24 protein-coding genes and 1 pseudogene are annotated in these 25,178 nt (G+C 64.3%); 10 read left to right on the top strand and 15 right to left on the bottom strand.

Annotated features, from left to right (window positions below):
• Positions 1-250: 250 nt before the first annotated feature.
• Positions 251-643 carry a helix-turn-helix domain-containing protein gene (locus tag PTE30175_RS21850; RefSeq protein WP_150699171.1) on the bottom strand — a complete coding sequence of 131 codons (393 nt, stop codon included), beginning with the start codon at positions 641-643 and terminating at the stop codon, positions 251-253.
• Between the two features lie 131 nt (positions 644-774).
• Between PTE30175_RS21850 and PTE30175_RS29275 the strand changes: the two are divergent.
• The 3 genes and pseudogenes from PTE30175_RS29275 to PTE30175_RS21840 form a co-directional block, all read left to right on the top strand.
• Positions 775-924, top strand: a pseudogene (locus PTE30175_RS29275) (CHC2 zinc finger domain-containing protein); the annotation flags it as partial.
• A gap of 29 nt (positions 925-953) precedes the next feature.
• Complete coding sequence (locus PTE30175_RS28820) at positions 954-1,259, top strand: hypothetical protein (protein ID WP_224788914.1); 306 nt, start codon at positions 954-956, stop codon at positions 1,257-1,259.
• Positions 1,260-1,311: 52 nt separating this feature from the next.
• Positions 1,312-1,551: a hypothetical protein gene (locus PTE30175_RS21840; RefSeq protein ID WP_150699170.1), complete on the top strand. Its 240-nt coding sequence runs from the start codon at positions 1,312-1,314 to the stop codon at positions 1,549-1,551.
• 8 nt (positions 1,552-1,559) lie between these two features.
• Here the strand turns inward: PTE30175_RS21840 and PTE30175_RS21835 are convergent, their stop codons facing one another.
• From PTE30175_RS21835 to argS, 6 genes are all read right to left on the bottom strand, one after another.
• Positions 1,560-2,876, bottom strand: coding sequence for an MFS transporter (locus PTE30175_RS21835; protein ID WP_150699169.1), 1,317 nt, complete (start codon positions 2,874-2,876; stop codon positions 1,560-1,562).
• Positions 2,877-3,073: 197 nt separating this feature from the next.
• Entirely contained in the window at positions 3,074-3,871 is a 798-nt protein-coding gene (locus PTE30175_RS21830; protein ID WP_420819666.1) for a helical backbone metal receptor, read from the bottom strand.
• 13 nt (positions 3,872-3,884) lie between these two features.
• Complete coding sequence (locus PTE30175_RS21825; protein ID WP_150699168.1) at positions 3,885-4,712, bottom strand: SDR family oxidoreductase; 828 nt, start codon at positions 4,710-4,712, stop codon at positions 3,885-3,887.
• Positions 4,713-4,754: 42 nt separating this feature from the next.
• The gene (locus tag PTE30175_RS21820; protein ID WP_150699167.1) at positions 4,755-5,435 is read right to left on the bottom strand and encodes a thiol:disulfide interchange protein DsbA/DsbL; all 681 of its coding nucleotides are present in this window, start codon (positions 5,433-5,435) and stop codon (positions 4,755-4,757) included.
• Positions 5,436-5,641: 206 nt separating this feature from the next.
• A complete protein-coding gene (locus tag PTE30175_RS21815) occupies positions 5,642-6,391 on the bottom strand; it encodes an SPOR domain-containing protein (protein WP_150699166.1) in 750 nt (249 codons plus the stop codon).
• Between the two features lie 152 nt (positions 6,392-6,543).
• A complete protein-coding gene (argS, locus tag PTE30175_RS21810; protein WP_150699165.1) occupies positions 6,544-8,301 on the bottom strand; it encodes an arginine--tRNA ligase in 1,758 nt (585 codons plus the stop codon).
• A 206-nt stretch (positions 8,302-8,507) separates the two neighbouring features.
• Between argS and PTE30175_RS21805 the strand changes: the two genes are divergently transcribed.
• A complete protein-coding gene (locus tag PTE30175_RS21805; RefSeq protein WP_150699164.1) occupies positions 8,508-8,825 on the top strand; it encodes a DUF1840 domain-containing protein in 318 nt (105 codons plus the stop codon).
• A 1,446-nt stretch (positions 8,826-10,271) separates the two neighbouring features.
• On the opposite strand, the gene PTE30175_RS21800 is transcribed toward PTE30175_RS21805, so the two are convergent.
• From PTE30175_RS21800 to PTE30175_RS21785, 4 genes are all read right to left on the bottom strand, one after another.
• Complete coding sequence (locus tag PTE30175_RS21800; RefSeq protein WP_150699163.1) at positions 10,272-10,613, bottom strand: hypothetical protein; 342 nt, start codon at positions 10,611-10,613, stop codon at positions 10,272-10,274.
• A gap of 177 nt (positions 10,614-10,790) precedes the next feature.
• Positions 10,791-11,501 carry an MgtC/SapB family protein gene (locus PTE30175_RS21795; protein ID WP_150699162.1) on the bottom strand — a complete coding sequence of 237 codons (711 nt, stop codon included), beginning with the start codon at positions 11,499-11,501 and terminating at the stop codon, positions 10,791-10,793.
• Between the two features lie 110 nt (positions 11,502-11,611).
• Positions 11,612-14,389, bottom strand: a complete 2,778-nt coding sequence (metH, locus tag PTE30175_RS21790) for a methionine synthase (protein WP_150699161.1) — start codon at positions 14,387-14,389, stop codon at positions 11,612-11,614.
• Between the two features lie 21 nt (positions 14,390-14,410).
• Positions 14,411-15,520: a homocysteine S-methyltransferase family protein gene (locus PTE30175_RS21785; RefSeq protein WP_150699160.1), complete on the bottom strand. Its 1,110-nt coding sequence runs from the start codon at positions 15,518-15,520 to the stop codon at positions 14,411-14,413.
• A 136-nt stretch (positions 15,521-15,656) separates the two neighbouring features.
• On the opposite strand from PTE30175_RS21785, the gene PTE30175_RS21780 reads away from it, so the two are divergent.
• The gene (locus PTE30175_RS21780) at positions 15,657-16,049 is read left to right on the top strand and encodes a rhodanese-like domain-containing protein (RefSeq protein WP_150699159.1); all 393 of its coding nucleotides are present in this window, start codon (positions 15,657-15,659) and stop codon (positions 16,047-16,049) included.
• Between the two features lie 103 nt (positions 16,050-16,152).
• On the opposite strand, the gene PTE30175_RS21775 is transcribed toward PTE30175_RS21780, so the two are convergent.
• The 4 genes from PTE30175_RS21775 to PTE30175_RS21760 form a co-directional block, all read right to left on the bottom strand.
• Positions 16,153-16,410, bottom strand: coding sequence for a BTH_I0359 family protein (locus PTE30175_RS21775; RefSeq protein ID WP_150699158.1), 258 nt, complete (start codon positions 16,408-16,410; stop codon positions 16,153-16,155).
• A gap of 165 nt (positions 16,411-16,575) precedes the next feature.
• The gene (locus PTE30175_RS21770) at positions 16,576-17,370 is read right to left on the bottom strand and encodes an alpha/beta fold hydrolase (protein ID WP_150699157.1); all 795 of its coding nucleotides are present in this window, start codon (positions 17,368-17,370) and stop codon (positions 16,576-16,578) included.
• Positions 17,371-17,484: 114 nt separating this feature from the next.
• On the bottom strand, positions 17,485-18,477 hold the full coding sequence (locus tag PTE30175_RS21765; protein WP_150699156.1) for a DUF3108 domain-containing protein: 993 nt from the start codon (positions 18,475-18,477) through the stop codon (positions 17,485-17,487).
• Between the two features lie 133 nt (positions 18,478-18,610).
• A complete protein-coding gene (locus tag PTE30175_RS21760; RefSeq protein WP_224788913.1) occupies positions 18,611-19,438 on the bottom strand; it encodes an IclR family transcriptional regulator in 828 nt (275 codons plus the stop codon).
• Between the two features lie 194 nt (positions 19,439-19,632).
• On the opposite strand from PTE30175_RS21760, the gene PTE30175_RS21755 reads away from it, so the two are divergent.
• The 5 genes from PTE30175_RS21755 (at position 19,633) to PTE30175_RS21735 (ending at position 25,155) form a co-directional block, all read left to right on the top strand.
• The gene (locus PTE30175_RS21755; protein ID WP_150699154.1) at positions 19,633-20,622 is read left to right on the top strand and encodes a fumarylacetoacetate hydrolase family protein; all 990 of its coding nucleotides are present in this window, start codon (positions 19,633-19,635) and stop codon (positions 20,620-20,622) included.
• A 188-nt stretch (positions 20,623-20,810) separates the two neighbouring features.
• Complete coding sequence (locus PTE30175_RS21750) at positions 20,811-21,962, top strand: ABC transporter substrate-binding protein (RefSeq protein ID WP_150699153.1); 1,152 nt, start codon at positions 20,811-20,813, stop codon at positions 21,960-21,962.
• Between the two features lie 98 nt (positions 21,963-22,060).
• Positions 22,061-22,876: an enoyl-CoA hydratase/isomerase family protein gene (locus PTE30175_RS21745; protein ID WP_150699152.1), complete on the top strand. Its 816-nt coding sequence runs from the start codon at positions 22,061-22,063 to the stop codon at positions 22,874-22,876.
• Between the two features lie 150 nt (positions 22,877-23,026).
• Positions 23,027-23,842 carry a PhaM family polyhydroxyalkanoate granule multifunctional regulatory protein gene (locus PTE30175_RS21740; protein ID WP_150699151.1) on the top strand — a complete coding sequence of 272 codons (816 nt, stop codon included), beginning with the start codon at positions 23,027-23,029 and terminating at the stop codon, positions 23,840-23,842.
• A gap of 68 nt (positions 23,843-23,910) precedes the next feature.
• Positions 23,911-25,155: a patatin-like phospholipase family protein gene (locus PTE30175_RS21735; protein WP_150699150.1), complete on the top strand. Its 1,245-nt coding sequence runs from the start codon at positions 23,911-23,913 to the stop codon at positions 25,153-25,155.
• Positions 25,156-25,178: the final 23 nt, after the last annotated feature.

Raw genomic sequence — 25,178 nt, 5'->3', positions numbered from 1 at the left:
TGCTTGGTCATCAGACACCTCTTCATGGCGAGTATTCTCGCCTAAATCAGTGTCCGGGTTCATTAGACCACTACACTGGCGGTGAAGGCTCGAAACGGTAAGAAAACGTTCAGCCACGGGCGTGGCTGGCTTATGATGCGACTTAGCCATGAGCAACTACCTGAATTAGTTGTTGGTGGTCAGCGGGCCGTGGGTGTTAGCGCACTCATGGCCCGCGCTTGTTTACTGCGGTACGTCTCCTGCCTGGCCGCTATCTGCGGCGATTGATGACCTTCTGCACCTGGGACTTCCTCACGAAGCTGTCGATGACGAGGATGAGCGCCTTCTGATCGGTATCGGGTAAAGCGTCTACCTGCTGGTGGAGGCTGAACAACTCCTGATTGTGAATCCTTGGCTCGGTGATGCCGGGCGAGCGCCCGGCGAGTTCATCGAGGCTGACCTGCAAGATGTCGGCGATCCTGATGACGGTTTCGAACTGCGGCATGGCCACGCCGCGCTCCCAGCGATTGTAGACACGCGGGTCGACCTCGATGAGCGCGGCGAGCCGAACCTGAGTGATCTGGCGCGCGGTGCGCAGCAAGCGAAGCCGCTCGGAAAACACGGACATGGCAGGGCAACCCCATGAAAACAATGAAGGGTTCATTGTATGTGCCGCTCCTGTGAGGCCCGACGTTTGTCTACTACAGCGTTTATAGTAATAACGTTCAACATGTCTATTGACGGGTTTTAGCGGGAGGGGCGGATGCCGCGCATACCGGAGCAGGGGCGACGAGACTGAAGGCGGAAGTATCGCTGGTGCGCCTGATCGAGGCACAGGGCCATGAAATCAAGCGTCGCGGACGGGACTGGGTGATGCGGTGCGTGTTCCACGAGGAGGACACGCCGAGCTTGACGGTGTCGTCGGAGAAGAATGTTTACCACTGCTTCGGCTGTCCGAAACCGACCTTGAAGCCGTGGACGAAGAGAAGGACAGCTTTGCATGGAAAATCGATTGGAAGGACGACCTCAACGAATCCTTTGCAGCTGATGTCGGTTATCTGCAAAACGCGCTCGATCTCTACGACAAAGCGCTTGCGCGTGGAGATTTGTTGGCGGCCCAGGCTGCTTTGCTTGATGCTCGCGGATATGCCCATAACCTGATGAGTTTCTTCGATGCCTTGCGGCATGACCTGAGCAAGGCTGTCATTGACCCGCGCTTCAAGTGGCCGGCGTTCCCGGAGGGCTATAAGATTCCGCCGCACTACGGCTACGAGGAGTGACGGGAGCGGCAAGATCTTTAACGAGCAGGAGATCCGCGCCGGCTTCGAGATCGTGGAGGCATTGCAGCGCGAGGTAGGGGTGTTCGTCACCAACCGCGCGAAGGAGGCCAATGCGCTGGAGAATGCGCGCGACGCCGAAGCCGCCCCGGCCAAGCGCGTCGCGCTCGACCAAGACCTGAACCACCTCGGGTTCCGTGGAGGCCGGTTGGTTTTGAGTCAGGCAGTGGCGGCCTGGTCCGTAAGTCGTCGATGTTACGCGGCTTCGCTTGCGCCCCTTTTTATGTGGTCATGACTCCCGGATCATGCGTGCTGCGGAGCGTCGACCGGACGCCCTCGGCGACCCATCACGCCGTACGCCAGCAAGCTGATCGTCACGCACAGGAGGATGTACCACGCCGGCGCGAGCGGATTGGCCGTGGCCTTGATCAGGAGCGTAATCCAGAACGGCGCCAACCCGCCAAAGAGCATGACGGACACGTTGTACAGGATGGAGACACCCGTCGAGCGTACGCCAACGGGGAAAACCTCGGTCACCGCCGTCGGAAACGCCCCCCACACGAAGCCCATGCACACCGCCGGAACCATCTGCGCGAGCAGCAGGTTGGCCAGCGACGGCGCAGCATGCAGATGCCCGAACATCCAGAACGACAGCAGACCATACAGCAACAGGAAGAGCAGGATCAGCCCCTTGCGCCCGGTGCGGTCGGATAACCATCCGGTGAACGGGCAGAGTACCGCAATCAGCATCGCGGCCAGGAATGTCGACAAGCTCGCGGAACCCTGCGGCAGACCCAGTTGTTTGACGGCGTAGATCGGAGTGTAGATCAATGTCACGTAAAACGAGGTCGTCGCCGCGACAGTCAGGCCGAAGCCCGCCAGCAGTGCGCGGTAGTGATTCGCGAAGACGTCGCGCAACGGGGAGCGGTGTTCAGAGGGGCGCGCTGCGACATAGGCGAGAAATTCAGGCGATTCGGTCATGCGGCGCCGAATGTAGAAGCCCACCGGGCCAATCAGGATGCCGAACAGGAACGGCAACCGCCAGCCCCACGATTCCAGGGCTTCTTTCGTCAAATTCGTGTTGAGGATGTACGCGGACAGCCCGGCGAATGCCACCGCCAGGGCTTGCGAACACATCTGGAAGCTGCCATAGAAGCCGCGAAGGTTCGGCGGCGCGAATTCGATCAGCATGGCCGTCGATCCGCCAAATTCGCCGCCAGCCGAGAACCCCTGGATCACGCGCGCGAGAAGGATCAGCAAGGGCGCGGCGAAGCCGATCGCGGCATAGGTGGGCGCGAGGCCGATCAAGCCGGTTCCCAGCGCCATCATCAGGACCATCAGCGACAGTGCGGCTTTGCGGCCGGCACGGTCGGCGTACAAGCCGAAGAGAAGCCCGCCGATCGGACGGAAGAAAAAGGCCACGCCCAGGGACGCTACGCTCGCAAGCAGGGAGTTGGTGTCGTTGTCGGAGGGAAAGTACAGTTTGGCGATGACGACGGCGAAGAGGCCGTAGACGGTGAAGTCGAACCACTCGAATGCGTTGCCGAGCGTGGAACCGATGACCGCCTTTCGTCGCAGCGACGGGTCGATGGCCGGAGCGCCGGTGGAAGTTGCCTGCATGAGTCGATCTCCTGCAATGGGGATACGCCGCGGTCGGGTCCGCTGCCGGCATCGCGCCGGATCGGCCCGCTTCTCTTTCCGCTGACCAGGTGGCGGCAAGACCTGTTTGCAACCCGATCACTCTAGCGCAATCCCCCGCCATGCACCACAACGGGTAAATAATACGATCGGTCGCATACCGATCCAATTTCGACCGCTCAGTCCGGCGCTTGTGCGAAGTCCCGCAGGTAGGCCAGTCCAGCGATCGCCCGGCTGCCATACCAGGAGATCATCTCGCCGTCGACAAGCCGCACCGGCTTGCCTGTCATCGCCTGTATTTCGGCGACGTGTGTTTCACGAAAGCGATAGGGCTCGGTCGACAGGAGGATGAGGTCGATATCCGCCAAGGTTGTATCGTCAAGCTCGACGACCGGATAGCGGACGGCGGGCGATGCCGGCATCGTCCGCCACTCGACGAGGCGCAGCATCGCGGAAATGTAGGTGTCGGGGGACACCGTCATCCATGGGGCGCGCCAAATGAGATAGAGCACCCGCCGTTGCGGCCAGGCGGCCGCGCGCAATGTGTCGATGCCGTGTTGCAGCGCCACGCTCAAGGCCTGTGCCTCCGGCAATCGCCCGAAGATGCCGCCGAGCAAGTGGTACAGCGCGATGTTGTCGTCCGGTGCGCACGGATGCGTGACGATGACGTTCGGGACGAATGCCGCGATCTCGTCGACCGTGTCGCGTTCGTTTTCGTCGATGTTGACGATCACGTGCGTCGGCGCGAGGGCACGCAGACGATCGAGTTTGACCGCCTTGGTGCCACCGACTTTTGGAAGATTCGCAACGCGCTCGCGCGGATGGACGCAGAAACCGGTGCGCCCGACGATCCTGTCGTCCAACCCCAAGGCGAACAGCAGTTCGGTCAGGCTGGGCACAAGACTCACGATGCGGCAGTCGTGGCCGGCGAGCGCATGATGACGGCCTACGGCGTCGACGAACAGTGCGTCAGGCATGGCGTCGGCGAACTCAGGGCGAGTTCGGTGGGCGCGATCCGGCGGCGTCCCGGGCTTTGTCCGCCAGTCGCGGCTTGCGCGGGGCGCGTGCGAAGGCGGCATCGTAGAGCCAACGCGGCAGCCGGCGCATCAGCCAGGCCACGACGCCCATCGGCCAAGGCAGCACGACGTAACGCTTGCGCCGCGCAATCGCGTGCGCCGCGCGTCTGGCGAATTTGTCGACATCCATCAGAAACGGCATCGGGAAGGGATTGCCGTGCGTCATCGGTGTGCGGATGTAGCCCGGGGCGATGGTCACGACCCCCACCTTGTCACCGCGCAATTCGACGCGCAGGCTCTCCAGATATGTCGCCGCCGCAGCCTTGGAAGCGCTGTACGCCCCGTGGCCCGGCAATCCGCGCACGCCGGCGACGCTTGCGATACCGACCAGCGCACCGCTTCGGCGCGCGCGCATGGGGCCCACGAACGGCCCGAAGGTCGCCACCATGGCGAGCCAGTTGGTGGCCATCACCGCTTCAAAGTGCTGGAGGTCTTCCGGATCTTCGGTATGGACGCCGTGGCTGATGCCGGCGTTGGCGATGACGATGTCAGGGCAGCCGTGCCGCGCCATGAAGTCCGCTGCGGCTGCGCGCAAGGCGCGGGTATCGCGCACGTCGAGCGCATAGCACTGGACGGCGTGCGGGTGCGGCAGGGATTCGGCGAGCTCGGCCAGCCGCTCGCCGCGCCGGCCGACGAGGCCGAGTATGGCCCCTTGCGCGGCGTAGTGACGCGCGAGCGCTTCGCCGATGCCGCTGGTGGCGCCCGTGATGAAAACCTTGGGGGATTGCGTTTCCGTGGCCATGAAATGCAAAAGCCCGGCGTGTGCCGGGCGTGGGGTGTCGGCTTAGAGCTTCTTGGCCCGGACTTGCTGGATGATCGAGTCGACCGTCTGCAAGGCAGCGTCAAACGTTTCCTGCTCCGTCTTCGGCGGATGACCCGCCTTCGTCAGCGCGTCGCCCGTCGTGGCCGGTGAGGCAAGATACTTGCCCTGGATCGCAAGCGCAGGCACGCCGTCGATCTTGTACGCATCGGTCAGCGCCTTCGCGCGCTTCACGTTGGTTTGCGTAGTGAACGAGTTGTAGGCGTCGAGATACGCCTTCTTGTCGACACCGAACTGCGCGAGGTAGTCGGCCTGCGTTTGCGACGTCAGCAGGTAGTTCTTCTCGTCGTGAATCGCGTGAAACACCTTCGGTGTCAGATCGGCTTCACGGCCCAGCGTGACCAGCGCGTAGAACATCCGCGTATGCGGCTCGAAACGGTCCTGGAAGGCGACCGGCACGCGTTTGAAAACGATGTCCTTGCGTTGCTTTTTCACCCATTGTTCGAGCGACGGCTCCAGTGCGTTGCAATGCGGGCAGCCGTACCAGAAGAATTCGGTGACTTCGATCTTCCCGGCCGAATCGGTCGGTTGCGGCGATTGCAGGACGGTGTAGTCGACGCCGGCCACCGGCGCGGCCGGCGAGGCGGATGCCGTGCCGGCAAGAAACCCGAGGGAAACCAGAACGGCACCAAGAATTTTTTTCATGTTCGATGACGGAAAATGGATCGGACGAATGGCCTGATCGTGGCTCGACGAGTTCCCGATACGGGCACGCGAGTCCTCCGAGAGGACGAAAACTAGGACCGGCAGTGCGGCCCCGGGTTCAACGCCGGGACGATGAGTTTTCGTCGTCGCCCCGGTCCAACGGGTACTTGCCTTCGTCGGCGGCGCATGGCGCCGCGTCCGCCGGCTTATTGCTTGGTGAAGCGAATGACGGCCGTATCGACGCCGGCGTCCTGCAGACGCTGACGGACCCGGTTCATTTCGTCGAGCTTGCCGTACGGCCCCATGCGCACGCGATACAGCACGAGCCCGTTGGCATCGCGTTGCGTGATTTTCGCTTCGAATCCCTGTAGCGCCAGCCGGGCACGCTGCTGTTCGGCGTCGGTTTGCGACTTGAAGGCGCCGACTTGCAGGAAGTAGCCGGTTTTCGCGTCGTCAGCCGCGGCAGTCGGCGGCGGGGTGGTCGGCGCGGCAGTCGGGGCGGCAGTCGCGGCAGGCTTCGTCGCGACATGGTTGCCCGCGTCGCTGGTCTTGCCGTTCAGGATGTCGGCCGGCGACGGCTTGGCGGGCGGTGTCGTGGCTTGCGGCGGCGTGACCGGCGGCGCCGTCGTTGCGGGCACGCCAGGTACCCCCGGTACGCCTGGCACACCGGGTACCGCCGGCATGGCCGCGCTCGGCTGCGACGCGGGTTCCGTCGGGGCTATGGGTGTGGCGTTCGGTAACGGCGTCTTGCTCTGCAGGGCCTTGTTGGGGTCCGGTGCCTGGGCGGCCGGCGAGTTTTCCACGGGGCGTGGCGGCGTTTTTTCGACGAACGGGGTCGGTGTCTTGGTGATGTAGAGCGCTACGACTACCGCCACCGCGAGGCCGACGATCAGGCCAAGCACGATGCCCAGGAATGTGCCGCCCCATTGGCGGGTTGGCCGGCGTTTGTTTGCCATCGAATCGATTCCGTCCTTACAGAGTGCTGATCGGAGTGTTGTGGATTATAGCGAGGGCCGTCTGGTTCCCGCGCGCCCAATCCGGCGCTGGGGAGGTATCCCGATGCGCCATGCCGGTGAATCGGCATGGCGCATCGGGTTGCCGGTCACGCTTACATCTTGGCGGGCGCGGACACACCGAGCACGGCCAGGCCGTTCTGCAGTACTTGCCGCGTTGCGGCCAGCAAGGCCAGACGCGCCTGCTTGACGGTCTCGTCGTCGACGAGGACGCGGTCCGCGTTGTAGAACGAGTGAAAGGCGCCAGCGAGATCGCGCAGATAGAACGCCACCGAGTGCGGCGCCAATTCCTCGGCCGCGCGCGTGAGCATGTCCGGATACTCGGCGAGTAATTGCAGCAGCGCCGTAGCGCGTTCGCTGGTGAGCGGGCTCAGGTCGACGTTCGCCAACGCTGTCGCATCGCCGCCCCATTGCGTGAGGATCGAGCAGATGCGCGCATGGGCGTACTGTACGTAGTACACCGGATTCTCGTCGTTCTGTTGAAGCGCGAGATCGACGTCGAACACGAATTCCGTATCCGCCTTGCGCGAGATCAGGAAGAAGCGCACGGCGTCGCGTCCGCGGCGCAGGGCTTCATCGCGGGCCGCGCCAACGACTTCCGGGGCTTCCGGCGTCAGGCCGCCCGACCATTCGATCAGGTCGCGCACCGTGACGTAGCTGCCGGCGCGCTTGGAGATCTTGACCTCTTCGCCATTGCGCATGACGGTCACCATCTTGTGCAGCACGTAGTCCGGGTAGCCCTTCGGAATCCCGATGCCGAGCGCCTGCAGGCCCGCACGCACGCGTGCGATCGTGCCGTGGTGGTCCGAGCCCTGCACGTTGATGACTTTCTCGAAGCCGCGTTGCCACTTGCGCGTGTGGTAGGCGACGTCGGGCACGAAATAGGTATACGTGCCGTCCGTCTTGCGCATCACGCGGTCTTTGTCGTCGCCGTAGTCGGTCGTGAGCAGCCACAGCGCGCCGTCCTGCTCGTAGGTCACGCCGGCATCGATGAGCGCCTGCACAGTGCGTTCGACGCTGCCGTCGGTGTACAGCGACGATTCGAGATAGTACTGATCGAACTTGACGCCGAACGTCTGCAGGTCGAGGTCTTGCTCGCGGCGCAGGTAGGCCACGGCGAAGGCGCGGATCGACGCGATGTCGTCGGCGTTGCCGCTGCCGGTGACCGGTTCGCCGTCGGACGCCTGAACGGTCTTGCCGGCGAGGAAATCCTGGGCGATGTCGCCGATGTAGTCGCCGTTGTAGGCGGCTTCGGGCCAGCCGTCGTCGCCGGGCTTCAGGCCCCGGGCGCGGGCCTGCACGGAGGTCGCCAGCGTCTGGATTTGCACGCCCGCATCGTTGTAGTAGAACTCGCGATGCACCTTGCGGCCCTGGGTGGCGAGCAGTTCCGCGAGGGCGTCGCCGAGTGCGGCTTGACGGCCATGGCCGACGTGCAGCGGCCCGGTTGGGTTGGCCGACACGAACTCGATCAGGACCGGCGAGGCGGTTTGGGGCGCCTGACGGCCGAAGGCGTTGCCGGAGGCCAGGATTTCGCGGGCGACATCCTGCTTGGCGGCAACTGCCAGACGCAGGTTGATGAAGCCCGGCCCGGCGATCTCGACGGCGTCGACGAAGCCCTTGGCGCGTGGATCGGCCAGGATGCCGTCGGCGATACGCTGCGCCAGCTCGCGCGGATTGGCCTTGAGAGGCTTGGCCAATTGCAGCGCGACGTTGCAGGCGAGGTCGCCGTGCGCGGCGACTTTGGGACGTTCCAGCAGGATCGCGGGCAGTGCGGGCGCTTCCGTGGCGGGCAGGAGGCCGGTCACGACGTCGCCGATCAGCGCAATCAGGGTGTTCTTTTGTGCGGGTAGCATGGCGGGTGATTCCAAGCGCCCGGCACAGGCCGGGCGGGCAAATGATTCGTCAGCGTCCGATTTTAACAGGTGTATGATGTTTGCAAGGCCGAAGCCGGCGCGCCGATGACGGCGCAGACACGTGTTGCGGTGCGTGCCCCGTCTGCCGATCATCGGGTGAGCTGGGCGTCGCGCGGTCCGAAAACTCAAAAAATCGGGAGCCAACCATGCTGATTACCTTCAAATCGAAAGCGTCGCAGAACCTCACGATGCTGGAAGATCTCGCGACGCATCTGCTCGGCATCATCGGCAAGAAACTGGGTGAGCGCGGCGTCATCTCGGAAGAAGAGACGGCCGGCGCGATCGCGAAGCTCGAAGCGGCCATTGCGGAAGACCGCGCCGCGGCCGACAAGGAAAGCGAGAACAAGGACAGCGATGAACGGGAGAAGGACGATCGCATGCGCCTGGCGCAACGCGCCTTCCCGTTACTCGATATGCTGCGTGAGGCGCATAAGGCCCATGTGGCGGTGATGTGGGGCGTGTGAAACGCGCGTCCGGCGGGTAGACGAAAAAGCAGGCCGCAGGGCCTGATGCTGTTCGGTCAAGAAAATGGAAGCCGTTCCGAAGTTGTCCGGAACGGCTTTTTTTGTGGGCTTCTCTCGCCTATCTGTGTTCGTGCCAGCGGCAATCGCCCCTTTTCTTGCCTATCGATGCTCGCGCCGGCCGCAACTGCCCCTCTTGCCTATTGATGCTCGCGTCGCCTGCAACCTCTTGTCTTGCCTATGGATGCTCGCGCCGGGGTGCAACTGCCCGTCTTGCCTATTGATGCTCGCGCCAGCCGCAGCATTGGCCCGCTTTCCGCTCCCGACAGAACACACGTACGCGGAAAGCGGGCCAACGCTCCGGCGAACCGCCATCGTTCCGTCGACACACTGCCTCAAGCCTCCCAATGCTTGCCCCAGTCTGACGCGACAGCCGTCTCCACCAGCCGCTCCACGCGGCATGCCGATTCCCGGACTCGCTCTCGAGGGACCGGCGTCGACTCCGATAATCGTCATGCCGTGATACCCCGGCGGTCCACACAGCCCCCGCGGCCTCGGGGCCGTAAACCGAACGAAGATTTCGGCGCGCCACTGCGTATCGTGCGACGTGGTTCATCGGCGGCCACGTCGGTCGCGCTTCTCGCGTATCGGATCGCTCGTTCTCACCCCCACGACAGCGCTGAGCGGGCACAATCCCACTTTGTTGTGTTGGAAGTGTTATATCGAGCGTGCTCAGCCGCTTGCCGCGTAACGCCCGCCCGCAGCGGCAGCTTTGCCGGGATGGCATGGCATCCCGGAGGTTATCGACGCGTTATAGCCGAGACCTTCGCGATAAGGCCGGAGTACACCGAAGGGTTTCAACGAACCGGGGCGCGTCGCACGGTGCCGGAACGTCGAAACCCGTGTCCGGTTTACGGCCCCGAGGCCGCGGGGGCTGTGTGGACCGCCGGGGTGTCACGGCATGACGATTATCGGAGTCGACGCCGGTCCCTCGAGAGCGAGTCCGGGAATCGGCATGCCGCGTGGAGCGGCTGGTGAAGACGGCTGTCGCGTCAGACCGGGGCAAGCATTGGGCGGCTTGAGGCAGTGTGTCGACGGAACGATGGCGGTTCGCCGGAGCGTTGGCCCGCTTTCCGCGTACGTGTGTTCTGTCGGGAGCGGAAAGCGGGCCAATGCTGCGGCTGGCGCGAGCATCAATAGGCAAGAGGAGCAGTGGCGGCCGGCGCGAGCATCAATAGGCAAGAGAAGCAGTTGCAGCCGGCGCGAGCAAAAAATTGACAAGGGATGCGCCGGCTATCGGAAAGACGCATGCTAAAAAGGAATACCCCAAAGCTTGGACTGATGTCCAAGCTTTGGGGTGCGGTTCACATAATGCCTGTTTGTCTTGCCGGCACCCGGATGCAACCGGGCGAGGACTGCGGAGAAGGTGCCGGCATGGCGCGCTGGCACTTATTCCTTCGAACCCGGCGCAGCATCCTTGCTGGTTGCGTTTTCGTCCGTGCTCTTGTGCGACTTGGCCTTCGCCTTCGACTTGGTGGCGTGCTTCGTCTTCGGGGCGCTCGAGTCCGAACTCATCGCGCTCGACTGCGTGTCGCTCGGCGTCACGCTTTGCGTGCCCGGCGTCGGCGTTTGCGGGGAGCTCGGCGAGGCTTGGGTCGGCATCGCGGTCGCCGGCGAAGTCATCGAGCCAGCGCCCTGGCCTGCAGCGCCGGCGCCCGCGCTTTGGGCAAAGCTCAGGGCAGAGGCGGTAGCGAAAGTAATGGCAGCGACAGAGATCATCAGCTTCTTCATGGACAGACTCCTTTGATGTTTGCACCGGACGCCAAAATGAGGGGCGTCCGCGCTTCACTTGCATCAGTGAGTCCTCAGTGTAGGGATGCACCCCATGACGTGCTGTAAGGCTTTGTAATCGTTTGTAAGGATGCTATTACGGTACATGCCCGGCATGCCGCAGGTCAGTAGATAAACTTAGTCATCCGAACGGCTTGACCAGAAAACCTGATTGACGCCCGGTAGTGCTTCCAGGTGTTCCGTAAGCGTATCGAGTTCGCCGGCCTTGACCGCCTGCGGCAACAGCAGCGCCTCGATCTCGACTTCGGCCTCGCCAAACGGATGAATGTCGAGCGCGCGCAACGGATAATTCGACTGCTCGAGCCACGCTTCCACCTTGTCGAGCACGTCGCGCTGCGTGATGCGTGCGCAGATGACGGACAGCGCGTAGGTGGCTTCGGCGGTGGCCTCATTGATCGGCGAACGGTCGATGCGATTGACGACCGGCCGCAGCAGGGTATTGGCCGCGAGCACGAGAGCCGCGACCAGCACCGCCTCGGCCATCATCCCGGCGCCGGCGGCCGCGCCCACCGCCGCCGAGCCCCACAGGGTCGCGGCCGTATTAAGTCCCCGCACCGACGCGCCATCCTTCATGATCGCGCCCGCACCGAGAAACCCGACGCCCGAGACAACGTAGGCGATGACGCGCGTGTCGCCGGGCATGAGCCGCATGCTGAGGTCGACGAACGCAGCCGCGCCAACGGCGACCAGTACGTTTGTGCGCAAGCCGGCCGTGCGTTGGCGGAATTGCCGCTCAAGCCCGATGATGCTGCCGAGAATGAACGCAGCCAACAGGCTGATGAGCGTGTTGAGGAAGGGCGTGAGCTGGAAGTTCTCGATGGCGTGCATGAATGCGTCTCATCAAACGTATGCGCCCGTGCCGGGCGAACGGCACTGGACGGTACAAGCAACGTGTGACGCGCGCGTGACGCCATGCCACGCGCGCCCCGTGGGGGGGATTACGACAATTGGGGGGCGAGCAGGCGACGCGCGGTGGCGGCATCGACACGCGCGCGGCGCATGAAGTCCTCAACCTGATCCTGTTCGATCTTGCCCACACTGAAGTATGTGCTGTCCGGATGCGACAGATAGAAGCCGGAGACGCTCGCCGCCGGCAGCATCGCCATCGATTCCGTCACGCTCATGTGAATCTCGTACGCTTTCAGGAAGTCGAACATCGGTCCCTTGACGGAATGCTCCGGACACGCCGGATATCCGGGGGCCGGACGGATGCCGCGATACTCCTCCTTGATCAGTGCGTCATTATCGAGCGCCTCGTCGGGAACATAGCCCCAGAAGTCCTTCCGTACGCGCGCATGCATGCACTCGGCGAATGCCTCTGCCAGACGATCGGCCAGCGCCTTGAGCATGATCGCGTTGTAGTCGTCGTGATCGGCCAGGAACTGGACTTCCTTCTGCTCGACGCCCAACCCCGCCGTAACCGCGAACATGCCGATGTAGTCGGCCACGCCGCTGCTCCTGGGCGCGATGAAATCGGCCAGGCAGCGGTTCGGACGAAGCACGCCGTCGACCACCGGGCGTTCCGTCTGCTGACGCAGGTTATGCCACGTCATCGCAACTTCAGTGCGCGATTCATCCGTATAGATCTCGATGTCGTCGTCGTTCACCACGTTGGCCGGCATCATCGCGATCACGCCGTTGGCCGTCAGCCAGCGACCCTGGATCAGTTGATTCAACATGCTCTTGCCGTCGGAGAATACACGCCGCGCAGAGTCGCCCACGATCGCGTCGTTCAGAATTGCCGGATACGGACCCGCGAGGTCCCACGTCTGGAAGAACGGCCCCCAGTCGATGTACTGGGACAATTCAGACAAGTCATAGTTCTTGAACACACGGCGGCCAATGAACTTCGGCTTCGGCGGCGTGTAATGCGCCCAGTCGATCTTGAACTTGTTCGCACGGGCGGTCTCGAGCGACACCATCGGTGTCGCTTTGCGGCTGGCGTGCTGCTTGCGCACCCGGTCGTAATCGGCCTTGACGTCCTCGAGATACTTCGCCGCAGCATCATCCGACAGCAGGTTCGAAGCGACGGACACCGAACGCGAGGCGTCCGGCACGTAAATGACCGGCCCTTCGTAATGCGGTGCGATCTTCACGGCCGTGTGCACGCGTGAGGTCGTGGCGCCGCCGATCAGCAGCGGGATGCTGCGCAGCCGGAAGTAGTCGTCGCGCTGCATTTCCGAGGCGACGTAGGCCATTTCTTCGAGGCTCGGCGTGATCAGGCCCGACAGTCCGATGATGTCCGCGCCTTCTTCCTTCGCCTTGGCGAGGATTTCGGCGCAGGGCACCATGACGCCCATGTTGACGACTTCAAAGTTGTTGCACTGAAGCACGACGGTGACGATGTTCTTGCCGATGTCATGCACGTCGCCCTTGACGGTCGCGATGACGATCTTGCCTTTCGAGCGCACGTCGGCGCCCGCGGCTGCCATGCGCGCCTTCTCTTCCTCGATGAACGGCACGAGATGCGCGACGGCCTGCTTCATGACGCGCGCGCTCTTGACCACTTGCGGCAGGAACATCTTGCCGGCGCCGAACAGGTCGCCGACGACGTTCATGCCGTCCATGAGCGGGCCTTCGATGACCTGGATCGGACGTCCACCGGCGGTTTCGATTTTCTGACGGACTTCCTCGGTATCTTCGACGATGAAGGTCGTGATGCCGTGCACCAGCGCGTGCGACAGGCGCGCCTCGACCGGCTGGTTGCGCCATTCGAGGTTTTCTTCACGCTTGGCCCCGCCGCCCTTGAAGCGGTCGGCGATTTCGAGCAGGCGTTCGGTGCCGTCGTCGCGCCGGTTGAGCACGACGTCTTCGACGCGCTCGCGCAGCTCCGGGTCGAGGTTTTCGTAGACGCCGAGCTGGCCGGCGTTGACGATGCCCATGTCCATGCCGGCCTGGATCGCGTGATACAGGAAGACGGTGTGGATCGCTTCGCGCACGAGATCGTTGCCGCGGAACGAGAACGATACGTTGGACACACCGCCGCTGATTTTCGCGCCAGGCAGGTTTTGCTTGATCCAGCGCGTGGCGTTGATGAAGTCGACAGCGTAGTTGTTGTGCTCTTCGATGCCGGTCGCGATCGCGAAGATGTTCGGATCGAAGATAATGTCTTCGGGCGGAAAACCGACTTCGTCAACCAGCACGCGATAGCTGCGTTCGCAGATCTGCGTCTTGCGCTCGTAGGTGTCGGCTTGGCCCGACTCGTCGAACGCCATGACGACGGCCGCCGCACCGTAGCGGCGGATCAGGTTGGCGTGATGCACGAACTGCGCATGGCCTTCCTTGAGCGAGATCGAATTGACGATCGCCTTGCCCTGCACGCACTTGAGACCCGCCTCGATCACTTCCCATTTGGACGAGTCGATCATGATCGGCACACGCGCGATATCCGGCTCGGACGCGATCAGATTCAGGAAGCGCACCATGGCCGCCTTCGAATCAAGCATGGCTTCGTCCATGTTGATGTCGATGACCTGCGCGCCGTTCTCGACCTGCTGGCGCGCCACCGCCAGCGCTTCGTCGAACTGGCCGTTAAGGATCATGCGGGCGAAGGCCTTCGAACCGGTGACGTTGGTGCGTTCGCCGACGTTGACGAACAGCGTGCCGGCGCCGACGTTGAACGGTTCAAGGCCGGACAGGCGCATCGGCGGGACGAAAATCGGTTGGCTCATGGGGTGAATCCAATCAGCGGCGCGACTCGGCGCGCCATATGGCATTAGGGGGCAACGTCTCGGCGCTCAGGCGGCGTCGTCTTCTTCCAGTGTATTCGCGTCGCGGTACTGCGACGGCCAGCGGCGCGGCTTGATCGACGCCAGGGCCTGCGCGATCTCGGCGATATGCTCGGGCGTCGTGCCGCAGCAGCCGCCCGCCACGTTGACGAGCCCGGCCTGCGCAAATTCCTTGAGCAGGCCCGATGTCACGTCAGGGGTCTCGTCGAAGCCGGTATCGCTCATCGGGTTCGGCAAGCCGGCGTTCGGATACACGGACACGAAGGTGTCGCACAGCTTCGCCAGTTCGGCGATGTACGGCCGCATCAGCGTTGCGCCCAAGGCGCAGTTCAGGCCGAAGGTCAGCGGCTTGGCGTGGCGCAGCGAGTTCCAGAACGCTTCGACCGTCTGCCCGGACAGAATCCGGCCGGATGCGTCGGTTACGGTGCCCGAGATCATGATCGGCAGTACCTCGCCAGTGTCTTCGAACAGCTCGTCGAGCGCGAACAAGGCGGCCTTGGCGTTGAGCGTGTCGAAGATCGTCTCGACGAGGAACAGGTCGACGCCGCCGTCGAGCAGCGCTTTCGCCTGCGCGTAATAGGCCGCGCGAAGCTGCTCGAAGTCGACGTTGCGCGCGCCGGGATCGTTCACGTCCGGGCTGATGCTGGCGGTCTTCGGCGTCGGCCCGATCGCGCCGGCGGCGAAACGCGGCTTGTCCGGGGTCGAGTATTCGTCGCACGCGGCGCGCGCCAGGCGGGCCGATTCGAGGTTCATCTCGTCGGCCAGGTCTTCCATGCGGTAGTCGGCCTGGGCGATGGTGGTCGCACCGAAGGTGTTCGTCTCCAGGATATCCGCGCCCGCCGCCAGGTACTGGCGATGGATCTCGCTGATGACGTCCGGGCGCGTGAGCGACAGCAGCTCGTTGTTGCCCTTCACGTCGTGCGGGAAGTCCGCAAAGCGCTCGCCGCGGTACTGGGTTTCACTGAGCTTGTAGCGCTGGATCATGGTGCCCATCGCGCCGTCGAGAATCAGGATGCGCGACTGCAGCAGCGTCACCAGTGCCTGGCCGCGTGTATAGCGGGACACGGGCGCGGAGGTCGTGAAATCGGCGTTTGTAGCGGATTGGACAGCGGGGCTCATGGGACGACGCCTTCGGAATGCCGGGAAACCTATAATTGTAATGGTTTTATCGCGAGCGCTGGGTTTGGCGGCGCGGTAAGCTTATGATGCAGAACGCGATTTCGCCGATACCCGCCAATCCTGTTTAACGACACTCATGGAATTCCTGCTCCCCACCGTTGCCCAAAAGTTCCTGCAGGCGAATTCGAATGCGCTTTTCATCGACTGCCGCAGCGAGATGGAATACCTGTTCGTTGGCCATCCGGCCGGGTCGATGCACGTCGCGTGGAACGACGGCCCGGACTGGGAGATCAACCCGCATTTCGTGCCGATGGTCAGGAAACTCGTCGGCGCGGGCGTCGAACGCCCGATTCTGCTGATCTGCCGTAGTGGCAACCGCACCGCAGCGGCGGGAGAGGCGCTCGAAGCGGCCGGCTTCCTGAACATCTACGGCGTGGCGCACGGTTTCGAAGGCGACCTGGACGGCACGCACCATCGCAATGCGGTCAATGGCTGGCGGCACGACGGCTTGCCGTGGGAGCAGTGCTGACCCGCCGCGCGGCCCGCAGGCGGCACATAAAAAAACCCCTCTGCCACCGAGGGGTTTTTCGTTCGCGGCCCCGCAAATGCCTGCGGCATCGGGGCCGGACGGGTTAGTGGAGCACCACGGGACTGGTCATGAAGCTGTCAAACTGCGCAAGGAATTCGTCGACTTCATCTTCGGACGGTTCCGACGCGATCAGTTTTTGCACTTCTTCGCGGAATTGCCGGGCAAGCGTGCCGTCGAGAAAAATCTCACGGCCGGCAGTTTTGTCCACGATTTCATAGCCGCCTGCAGATAGCGCGTGCGTGCCGTTATCCGCGGCAAACTCGACGACACAGTAATTCGGGCTGTTATAAATCATGAGCATGGCAACTCTCCTGGTGTTCCTGCAAGGTCCTTGATACCCCAAATGGGGTGACGAGGCAAGAATTCAAGAGGCAGGGCCCCTTGATTCATATATCGGCACACCGACTGAAGAATTCACTTGTCCTGGCCCTCCCTTGTCGAAGAAATCCTGTCAATCCTGTGGGGTTCAAACGTTAGAGGCGTCGGCGTTCAAAAATGTTGCGAGCGCCTTGGTAACGAACTGTTTCTGTTCGGCGATCGAGAGATGGGCGGCATCGGGTATGACCGTCAGACGCGCCCCCGGGATGCCGTCGGCGATCAGCTTCGCCGTGGCGACGGGCGTGCTCGGATCATGTTCGCCCACGAGCACCAACGTCGGCGCCTCGATTTCGCCCAGGCGCTCCCGGATGTCGAACCCCTGCAGCGCCTCGCAGGACGCGGCGAAGCCTTCCGTCGAGGTGGTGAGAAAGCGTTGGCGAATGCGTTCTGTCGCTTCGCGTTCATGATGGCGGAATCGCTCCGTCAACCAGCGCGTCAGCGTGCCGTCGACGAGGTCCTTCATGCCGCCGGCGCGCGCGATGACCGCGCGTTGCTCGAGCGTGGCGGCATCGGCCGGATCGTATCCGGCGGTCGTATCGATCAGGATCAGGGACGTTATGCGCTCCGGGGCGTCGAGCGCCAACTGCTGGGCGACCGCGCCGCCCATCGACACGCCGGCGAAATGCGTGCGCGGGATCTCAAGGGCGGAAAGCAGTGCGGCAGCGTCGGCGGCAAGCTGCTCGATCGTGTACGGGCCTATCGTGACCTGGCTGTGGCCGTGCCCGCGGCTGTCGTAGCGTAATACGGTGTAATGTTCGGCGAGCGCCGGGACGAAATCGTCCCAGATGGTCAGGTCGGCGCCGAGCGGATGCGCCAGCGTGAGCCAGGGGCCGTGCCCGTTGACTGCGTAGTGCAGGGAAACGCCGTTAGCGCTTACTTTCATTGGGCCCGCCTCTTCTCGTTCGAAAGACGTGGGAACTGATACTGATTATGTCAGCATCCGCAAATATCTGCACTGTCGCCGTCGCGTGCGGACAACAGGGGCGCGAATGGGCCGTCAGCGATCGGTCTTGCGCTGGAAGATCAGTTCGAACTCATTGCCGCTCGGCTCGACCTGGCGCACCCGCACGGGCAGCCAGCCGAGTTCGGGCGCGAGCCAGATGTCGACGCGGCGGCGGTCGCCGTCCTTACGCGGCAGGCGGGTGAAATGGCGGGTTTCCAGATAGCCGTCGGGCCCGCGCAGCATTTCCTTGCCGACGTACTGCACCGGCCAGACTTCACTGCTGTCCGTATCCGCTACGGTGAACTCGTGCGTAACGCCAAGCTGCGCGTAACGTTCGGGGTTGCCGCGTACCAGACCGGCCAATTGCATCATGACGCTGAAACGGTCCTGCGCGCCGGGGGCGAGCGGCGCGGTTTGGCCGGTGCGGGAGAAGGCGAGGGCCGGCGCGGCGTCGCGGCGGAAGTCGGTCACGTATTCGGCGCGGCGGCCGCGCTTTTCCACGTAACGTGACGGCGCAATGCCGTTGGCGTCGAAACTGCCGGCGCTGGTGAATTCGAACGTGCCGAAGAAAATGATCGGTACCGCGACATTGAGCGCGTAGTGGCCGTTGTCATTGACCCAGTGCAGCTCACCGGTCTGGTTGCGTACGCCGTTCATCAGCGCGTCGTAGGTGAGCGTGACGGTCGGCGGCGGATCGAAGCGGTCCGTATCGGCAGGCGCAGCCGCGCTGCTCGCCGTTGCGGCACTGGCGGACGTGGCGCTGGCGGTATCGCCCGCGCCGGCTTGCGTCGTGTCGGACGGCGCAGGGCCGGGCGTGACGGCGGTCGCGGGTGCGGCGAGCGTGTCGGGCGGTGCCGGCTTGGCGGGGGCTGGCTTCGGTACGGCTCTGGGCTTCGGCCTCGGTGCCGGTGGCGCGGGCGGCGCGACGGGACGCAGCGGAATCAGGACGATAGGAACTTCCGGGACCGGGGTGTCGTCGAGCGGCGTGCGATGACCGGCGACCCACCACGCGACGCCGCCGTGCACGGCCAGCACGGTCAACGCCACGGCAATCCAGATGGCACCCCGGCGGGAAGGCCGCGCGGTGCCACTGGGGCGGGATGCACGAAGCGCGCGGGGAGAGCTGGGCGGCATGGGCGGAGACGTCATACGGGTTCGACCGCGAAGGCGCCCCGGCGTTCTACGCGTTGCCGTGGCCGAGATCGGCCGACAGGCGTTCGGCCAGCGCGCGCAGCGCCCGGTCGACCGGGCCGCCCCAGCGTGCGTCGAAGCGGTTTTCGGGGCCCAGCGCCATCAGGCCCATGACCAATTGGCCGGTGGCGTCGAACACAGGCATGCAGAACGCGTTCACTGACGGCAGCAATGTGCCCTCGACGCGCGCGGCGCGGTGCTTGCGTACGTCGGCCAGCACGGCGTCGTACTCGGCCCGCGTGGACGGCAAATACTTGCGGGGCGATGCGCGTTGCGCTTCGAGCGCGGCGTCGATAAGCGCTTCAGTCTGCCGGGCGGGCAGATAGGCGGCGAACAGGCGGCCGGCGGCGGAATCGAGCAGCGGCATGACGTCGCCCAGACGCAGCGGCACACGCATGTGATGTGTCGATTCCATCCAGTGGACGACGGTCGGTCCGTGATTGCCCCACACGGCGACGCCGACGGTCTGGTCGATGGCGTCGCGCAGTTCGGTCAGCGCAATGCGCGCCGCCTTGAAGGCGTCGATGCGCGAGAGATGGGCCAGGCCCATGCGCAGCGTGAACGGGCCGAGGTCGTAACGGCCGTTGACGGGGTCCTGCACGATCAGGCCCAGACGCTGGAAGCTGACGAGATAGCGGTGCGCCTTGGCCGGGTTCATGCCGGCCAATTGGGCGAGGTCGCGCAGCATGAGCGCCTGCGAGGCATCCGTAAGCACCTCGATGAGCTTGAAGCCGACTTCGATCGACTGAATGCCCGAGCGGGTTTTTTCTTCTTCCGGCAGTGCGTCCGCCGAATCGTCATTGACAAGAGCGTTCATGGATCCCGTTCTGGAGGGGAGGCCGGCGGCGGCAAATGCGCACATGCACCGGGGAGGGCGATCACGCCGGCTTTTCGGACGTTTCCGATCGGCCCACGCGATTCACTCAGGTAGAATGATTTTAACCAAGCGTAATTCTAGCGTCTCGCCGGGTGAGACGCGCCACCGACTCGACAAATCGACAAATCTTCAAGATGAAACTCGCTTCCCGCAAGGATGGCACGCGCGACGGCCAATTGATCGTGGTGTCCCGTGACCTTTCGACGGCCTGCATCGCCGATGCCGTTGCGCCGACGCTGCAACGCGTGCTCGACGACTGGGTTTTCTACGCGCCGCAGCTGCAGTCGCTGTATGACGCGCTCAACCACAACCGTGCGCGCAATGCGTTCGCATTCGATCCCGAGGACTGCATGGCGCCGCTGCCGCGCGCTTATCAATGGGCCGACGGCTCGGCGTATGTCAATCACGTCGAGCTGGTCCGCCGCGCGCGCGGCGCGGAAATGCCGCCGGAATTCTGGACGGACCCGCTCATGTACCAGGGCGGATCCGACGATTTCATCGGACCGCGCGAAGACGTCGTATGCGCATCGGAGGACTTCGGCATCGACTTCGAGGCCGAAGTGGCGGTCGTCACGACCGACGTACCCATGGGCGCCACCCCTGCGCGGGCGCTCGAAGGCGTGCGCCTGCTCATGCTGGTCAACGACGTCAGCCTGCGCAACCTGATTCCCGCGGAACTCGCCAAGGGTTTCGGCTTCTTCCAGAGCAAGCCGGCCACCGCCTTCTCGCCGGTGGCGGTCACGCCGGACGAACTGGGCGAACACTGGCGCGAAGGGCGCGTACATCGTCCGTTGACCGTTCACTGGAATGGCAAGAAGTTCGGTGCGCCGGAATGTGGTGAAGACATGGTTTTCGATTTCGGCCAACTGATCGCGCATATCTGCAAGACGCGCAATGTGCGCGCCGGCACCATCGTCGGCTCGGGCACCATCTCGAACAAGGATCGCAGCCGCGGCAGTTGCTGCATCGCCGAGCGCCGCATGCTCGAAACGATCGACAAGGGCGCCCCGGCGACCGAGTTCATGCGCTACGGCGATCGCGTCAAGATCGAAATGTTCGATCTACAGGGTAAATCGATCTTCGGCGCAATCGAGCAGGCGGTCGCGCCGCCCGAGCAGGCGTGAGCCTGCGTGCCGCGCCCTCTCCGCGCCATCCCCGCGTCGGATCGATCGTCAGGTTCCCGATATTCGGGTGAACCCGGATGGTGGCGCGCGCGAGCTACGTTATTCTTTCACTCCTAAACGATTCCATTGCCGGGGCGGCGCTCGTCATCGGACATGCCGCACGCGCCGGCGCGACCAGGAGATTTTCGATGCGAATTCCCGTGCGTGCAGCGCTTTCTGGCGCATTGATGTTGGCGCTGGCCGGCGTCGCTCATGCCCAAGTCAAGGTCGGCGTCGTGATTTCCCTGACCGGCCCTGCGGCGTCGCTGGGCATCCCCGAGCGCAACACGATCTCCATGCTGCCCACGGAAATCGGCGGACAGAAAGTCGAGTACATCGTGCTTGACGACGCCTCCGATACCACGTCCGCCGTGCAGGACACCAAGAAGCTGATCTCGGAGAATCACGTCGACCTCATCATCGGCTCGTCGATTACGCCGAATACGCTGGCCATGCTCGATGTGATCGCGGAGAACACCACGCCGACGATTTCGCTCGCCTCGAGCGCCCGCATCATCGAGCCCGTTGACGCCAAGCGCGCATGGATGTTCAAGACGCCGCAAACCGACGCCCAGATGGCGTCGGCGATCGTTGAGCATGCGAGCCGTCATGGCGTGAAGACCATGGCATTCATTGGCCAGGCCGATGCGCTTGGCGAAGCGTTCTATGTCGAGGTGGCCAAGTTTGCTGCCCTTTACAAGATCAAGATGGTCGCCAACGAGCGCTTTGCGCGCACGGACCCAAGCGTAACGGGCCAGGTGCTGCGCATCGTCGGCACGCATCCGGATGCCGTCGTCGTGGGCGCGGCCGGCACGCCGGCGGCGCTGCCGCCGAAGGCGCTGGCCGAGCGGGCTTACAAGGGCCTCGTCTATCACAATCACGGCGTAAGCAATAATGACTTCCTGCGCGTCTGCGGCAAGGATTGCGACGGCACGTACCTGCCGGCGAGTCCGGTGCTGGTGGCTGCCCAGTTGGCGTCCGATCATCCCGCCAAGCCGGTCGCGCTCGACTACATCAAGAAGTATGAAGCGAAGTACGGCGCCGGCACGGTCGCGGCGTTCGGCTCGTATGCGTGGGATGCCGGCATCCTGCTTCAGAAGGTGATCCCGCAGGCACTGCAGAAGGGCAAGCCGGGCACGCCTGAATTCCGCAAGGGCATTCGCGATGCGCTCGAGCAAGCCAGGGAAGTGCGCGTGACGAACGGCGTCATCAACATGAGCACGTCGGATCATCTGGGCCTCGACCAACGTGGCCGCGTCATGGTTAAAATCGATCATGGCAAGTGGCAGCTGGCGCAGTAATCCAGCAATGACAGGCGCGCATGAGACGGCGCGCCGCCCCACGGTCCCCGCCACGGCGGGGATATTTTTTTCAGCGTGGTTTATGGAGCGGCAACAATATGACGTATAGCCAGTATCAGGCGCTCGAGTTCAAGCGCCATCCCAACGGTGTACTCGAACTGATCATGAACGGCACGACCGCAAACAAGAGCGGGTTGTCCACGGCCGATCACACCATGCACCGCGAGCTTGCCGATGTCTGGCGCGACATCGACCGCGATCCCGATACCCGGGCAGTCCTTATTCGCGGCGAAGGCAAGGGCTTCTCGGGCGGCGGCGACCTGAGCCTCGTCGAAGACATGGCCGACGACTTCGCCGTGCGCTCGCGCGTCTGGCGCGAGGCGCGCGACCTCGTCTACAACGTCATCAACTGCAGCAAGCCGATTGTCTCCGCGATGCACGGGCCTGCCGTGGGCGCCGGGCTGGTGGCCGGCCTGCTTGCCGACATTTCCATTGCCGCGAAAACGGCGAAGATCATCGACGGCCACACGCGGCTGGGCGTGGCCGCCGGCGATCATGCGGCGATCGTGTGGCCGCTGTTGTGCGGCATGGCCAAGGCCAAGTATTACCTGCTGCTGTGCGAACCGGTTAGCGGCGAGGAAGCCGAGCGCATCGGCCTCGTGTCACTGGCGGTCGACGAAGCCGACTTGCTGCCGCGCGCGTTCGAGGTCGCGGACAAGCTTGCGCGCGGGTCGTCGACGGCCATCCGTTGGACGAAGTACGCGCTCAACAACTGGCTACGCAGCGCCGGTCCTGCGTTCGATGCGTCGCTCGCCCTCGAATTCATGGGCTTCTCCGGGCCGGACGTGCGTGAAGGCATCGCATCGCTGCGCGAGCGCCGCGCACCGGACTACTCCGGCGGCGCGCCGTTCTGACACCGTGCGCACAGATGCCCTGCACCATGCGGATTTTGCGCCGTCCGGGCGCGCCGGCAGGGCATGTCCGGCGTATGATGCTCGGTAAACCTCGGTGTAGCGGTATCGATACCGCACACTTCGCCGCCAATGCCGCCCTGGGAGACTGCCATGAGTGATTCCACCGCTACGCTACCGAATGGATTCGACATCCTCAAGAAAATGTGGGAAGCCTTCAACCCGCCGGCGGCATTCACATCGCCACTCACGCAATTGATGCAGAGCGCAACGCCGCTGCTCGATCCGCGAGAAATCGAGAACCGTATCGCGGAGATGCGCGCCGTCGAGCAATGGCTCACGCTCAATCTCAACGTGTTGCGCTCCACCATTCAGGCGTTCGAGGTGCAGCGCGCCACGTACTCGACCCTTCGGGCATTTGGCAGCAGCATGACGTCGATGGCCGAGGCGGTGACGCCGACGGAGGCGCCGGCCGCGCCGTCGTGGACCTCGGCATTCCAGATGCCGTCAAGCGCCGGCGCAGCTGCGAGTGCTGCCAAGGCGCCGGAGGACACCCCGCCGCCGCAAGCAGAAGCGGCGGCTGATAGCGCGCCGGCCGGCGAGACCGGGGCAGCGAAGTCGCCGTTCGAAGACGCGGCGTCGGCCTATGCCGCGCTCGATCCATCGCTCTGGTTCAATGCCATGCGCAGTCAGTTCGACCAGATTGCCGCCGCTGCGCAAGCGGCAGCGCAGACGTCGACGGCCCACGTGGCGGAAGCGGCACGCACCGCCCAGCAGGCGGCCGGCATGGCGGCTGGCATGGCGGCTGGCGCGGGCAAGACGGCCCGGCCGGCGGCCGGCGGCAGGAAAGCCGCGGCGAAATCGCCGGGGGCGCCGGCCAAGGGCCCGGCCGGCAAGACGGCTGCGAAGTCCGCGACCAAATCACCCAAGGCGGCGGACAAGGCCTCCACGTCGCGCAACACGCGCTGACGGGGGCGTCCGGACGCCGCCTGCGCGCCGGCGTCCGGTGAGATGACAGGGTAGCGGGGGCTTGCGCGATGGCGGCAGAGCGTACGGGATTGGTGTTGATGGGGGGCGGGGCGCGCGTGGCCTATCAGGTGGGCGTGCTGAGCGGCATCGCCGCCATCCAGCGCGACATCCTCCCTCACCGTAAGGCGGTACCGTTTCAGATCGTTTGCGGCACGTCGGCCGGTGCGATCAACGCGGCGGCGCTCGCCGTCCATGCCGAAGATTTCCAGCTTGGCACGACGAGGCTTGCCGCTGTCTGGCGTCAGTTTCATGCCGGCCAGGTGTTTCGCGCCGATTCGCTCGGCGTGGCGCGCACCGGCGCGCGCTGGCTCAGTGCGCTGGCAATCGGCTGGGCGCTGCGACGCTCACCGCGCGCGCTTCTCGACTGGACGCCGCTGACCGGCATGCTGCGCGAGTCGATCCGTCTCGATCGTTTGCCTGAAATGTTTGCGAACGGCACGCTCTGCGCACTGTCCGTGACGGCGCTGTCGTATTCGTCAGGAAAACACGTCACGTTCTACCAGTCTGCAGCGCCGATCCAGCCGTGGAAGCGGTCGCTGCGTCTTGCGCGGGCGGTACCGTTGACTGTCGATCATCTGCTGGCGTCGTCATCGATTCCGTTCCTGTTTCCGGCGGTGCCGCTCGAACTCGATGGCGCGCAGGAGTATTTCGGGGACGGTTCGATGCGGCAGATCGCGCCGCTCAGTCCGCCGATTCACCTGGGCGCGACGCGCATCCTCGTCATCGGAGCGGCGCACGCGCAGTACGGACTTGACAGCAGCGGAGAACGCATTGCCGGTTATCCGAGCCTTGCGCAGATCGGCGGCCAGGCGCTTGCCAGCGTTTTCATCGACGGCCTGTCCGGTGATCTCGAGCGTCTGCAGCACATCAACCGCGTGTTGCACCACCTCCCGGAAGCGGAGCGCGCGGCCAGCGGCTGGCGGGAGATCGAAACGCTTGTCATTTCGCCGAGCCAGCGCATTGAGCCGATTGCGGCACGTCATCTGTCGCAGTTGCCGCGGGCCACGCGTGCATTGCTTGGCGCCATCGGCGCCGATACCGCGCGCGGCGCGGCGTTCGCGAGCTATCTGCTCTTCGAGTCGGGGTACACGCAGGAACTGATGGCGCTGGGCGAGGCCGACGCGATGGCGCAGCGCGACGCGATCGAACGATGGCTGATGGTGGACGGCGATGGGCGTCCGCTGGCGCGGGACCCCGCCCAAGGTGTGCCCCAGGCGACATCGGCCGTCGCGGCGGGCGACGGCGCGGCATGAGACGTTCCCTGTGTCGCGCTTGG

It is taken from the genome of Pandoraea terrae (assembly GCF_902459695.1).
Classification (GTDB): domain Bacteria; phylum Pseudomonadota; class Gammaproteobacteria; order Burkholderiales; family Burkholderiaceae; genus Pandoraea; species Pandoraea terrae.
The sequence above is the reverse complement of the archived record's forward strand: the minus strand, read 5'-3'. Positions and strand labels throughout refer to the sequence as shown.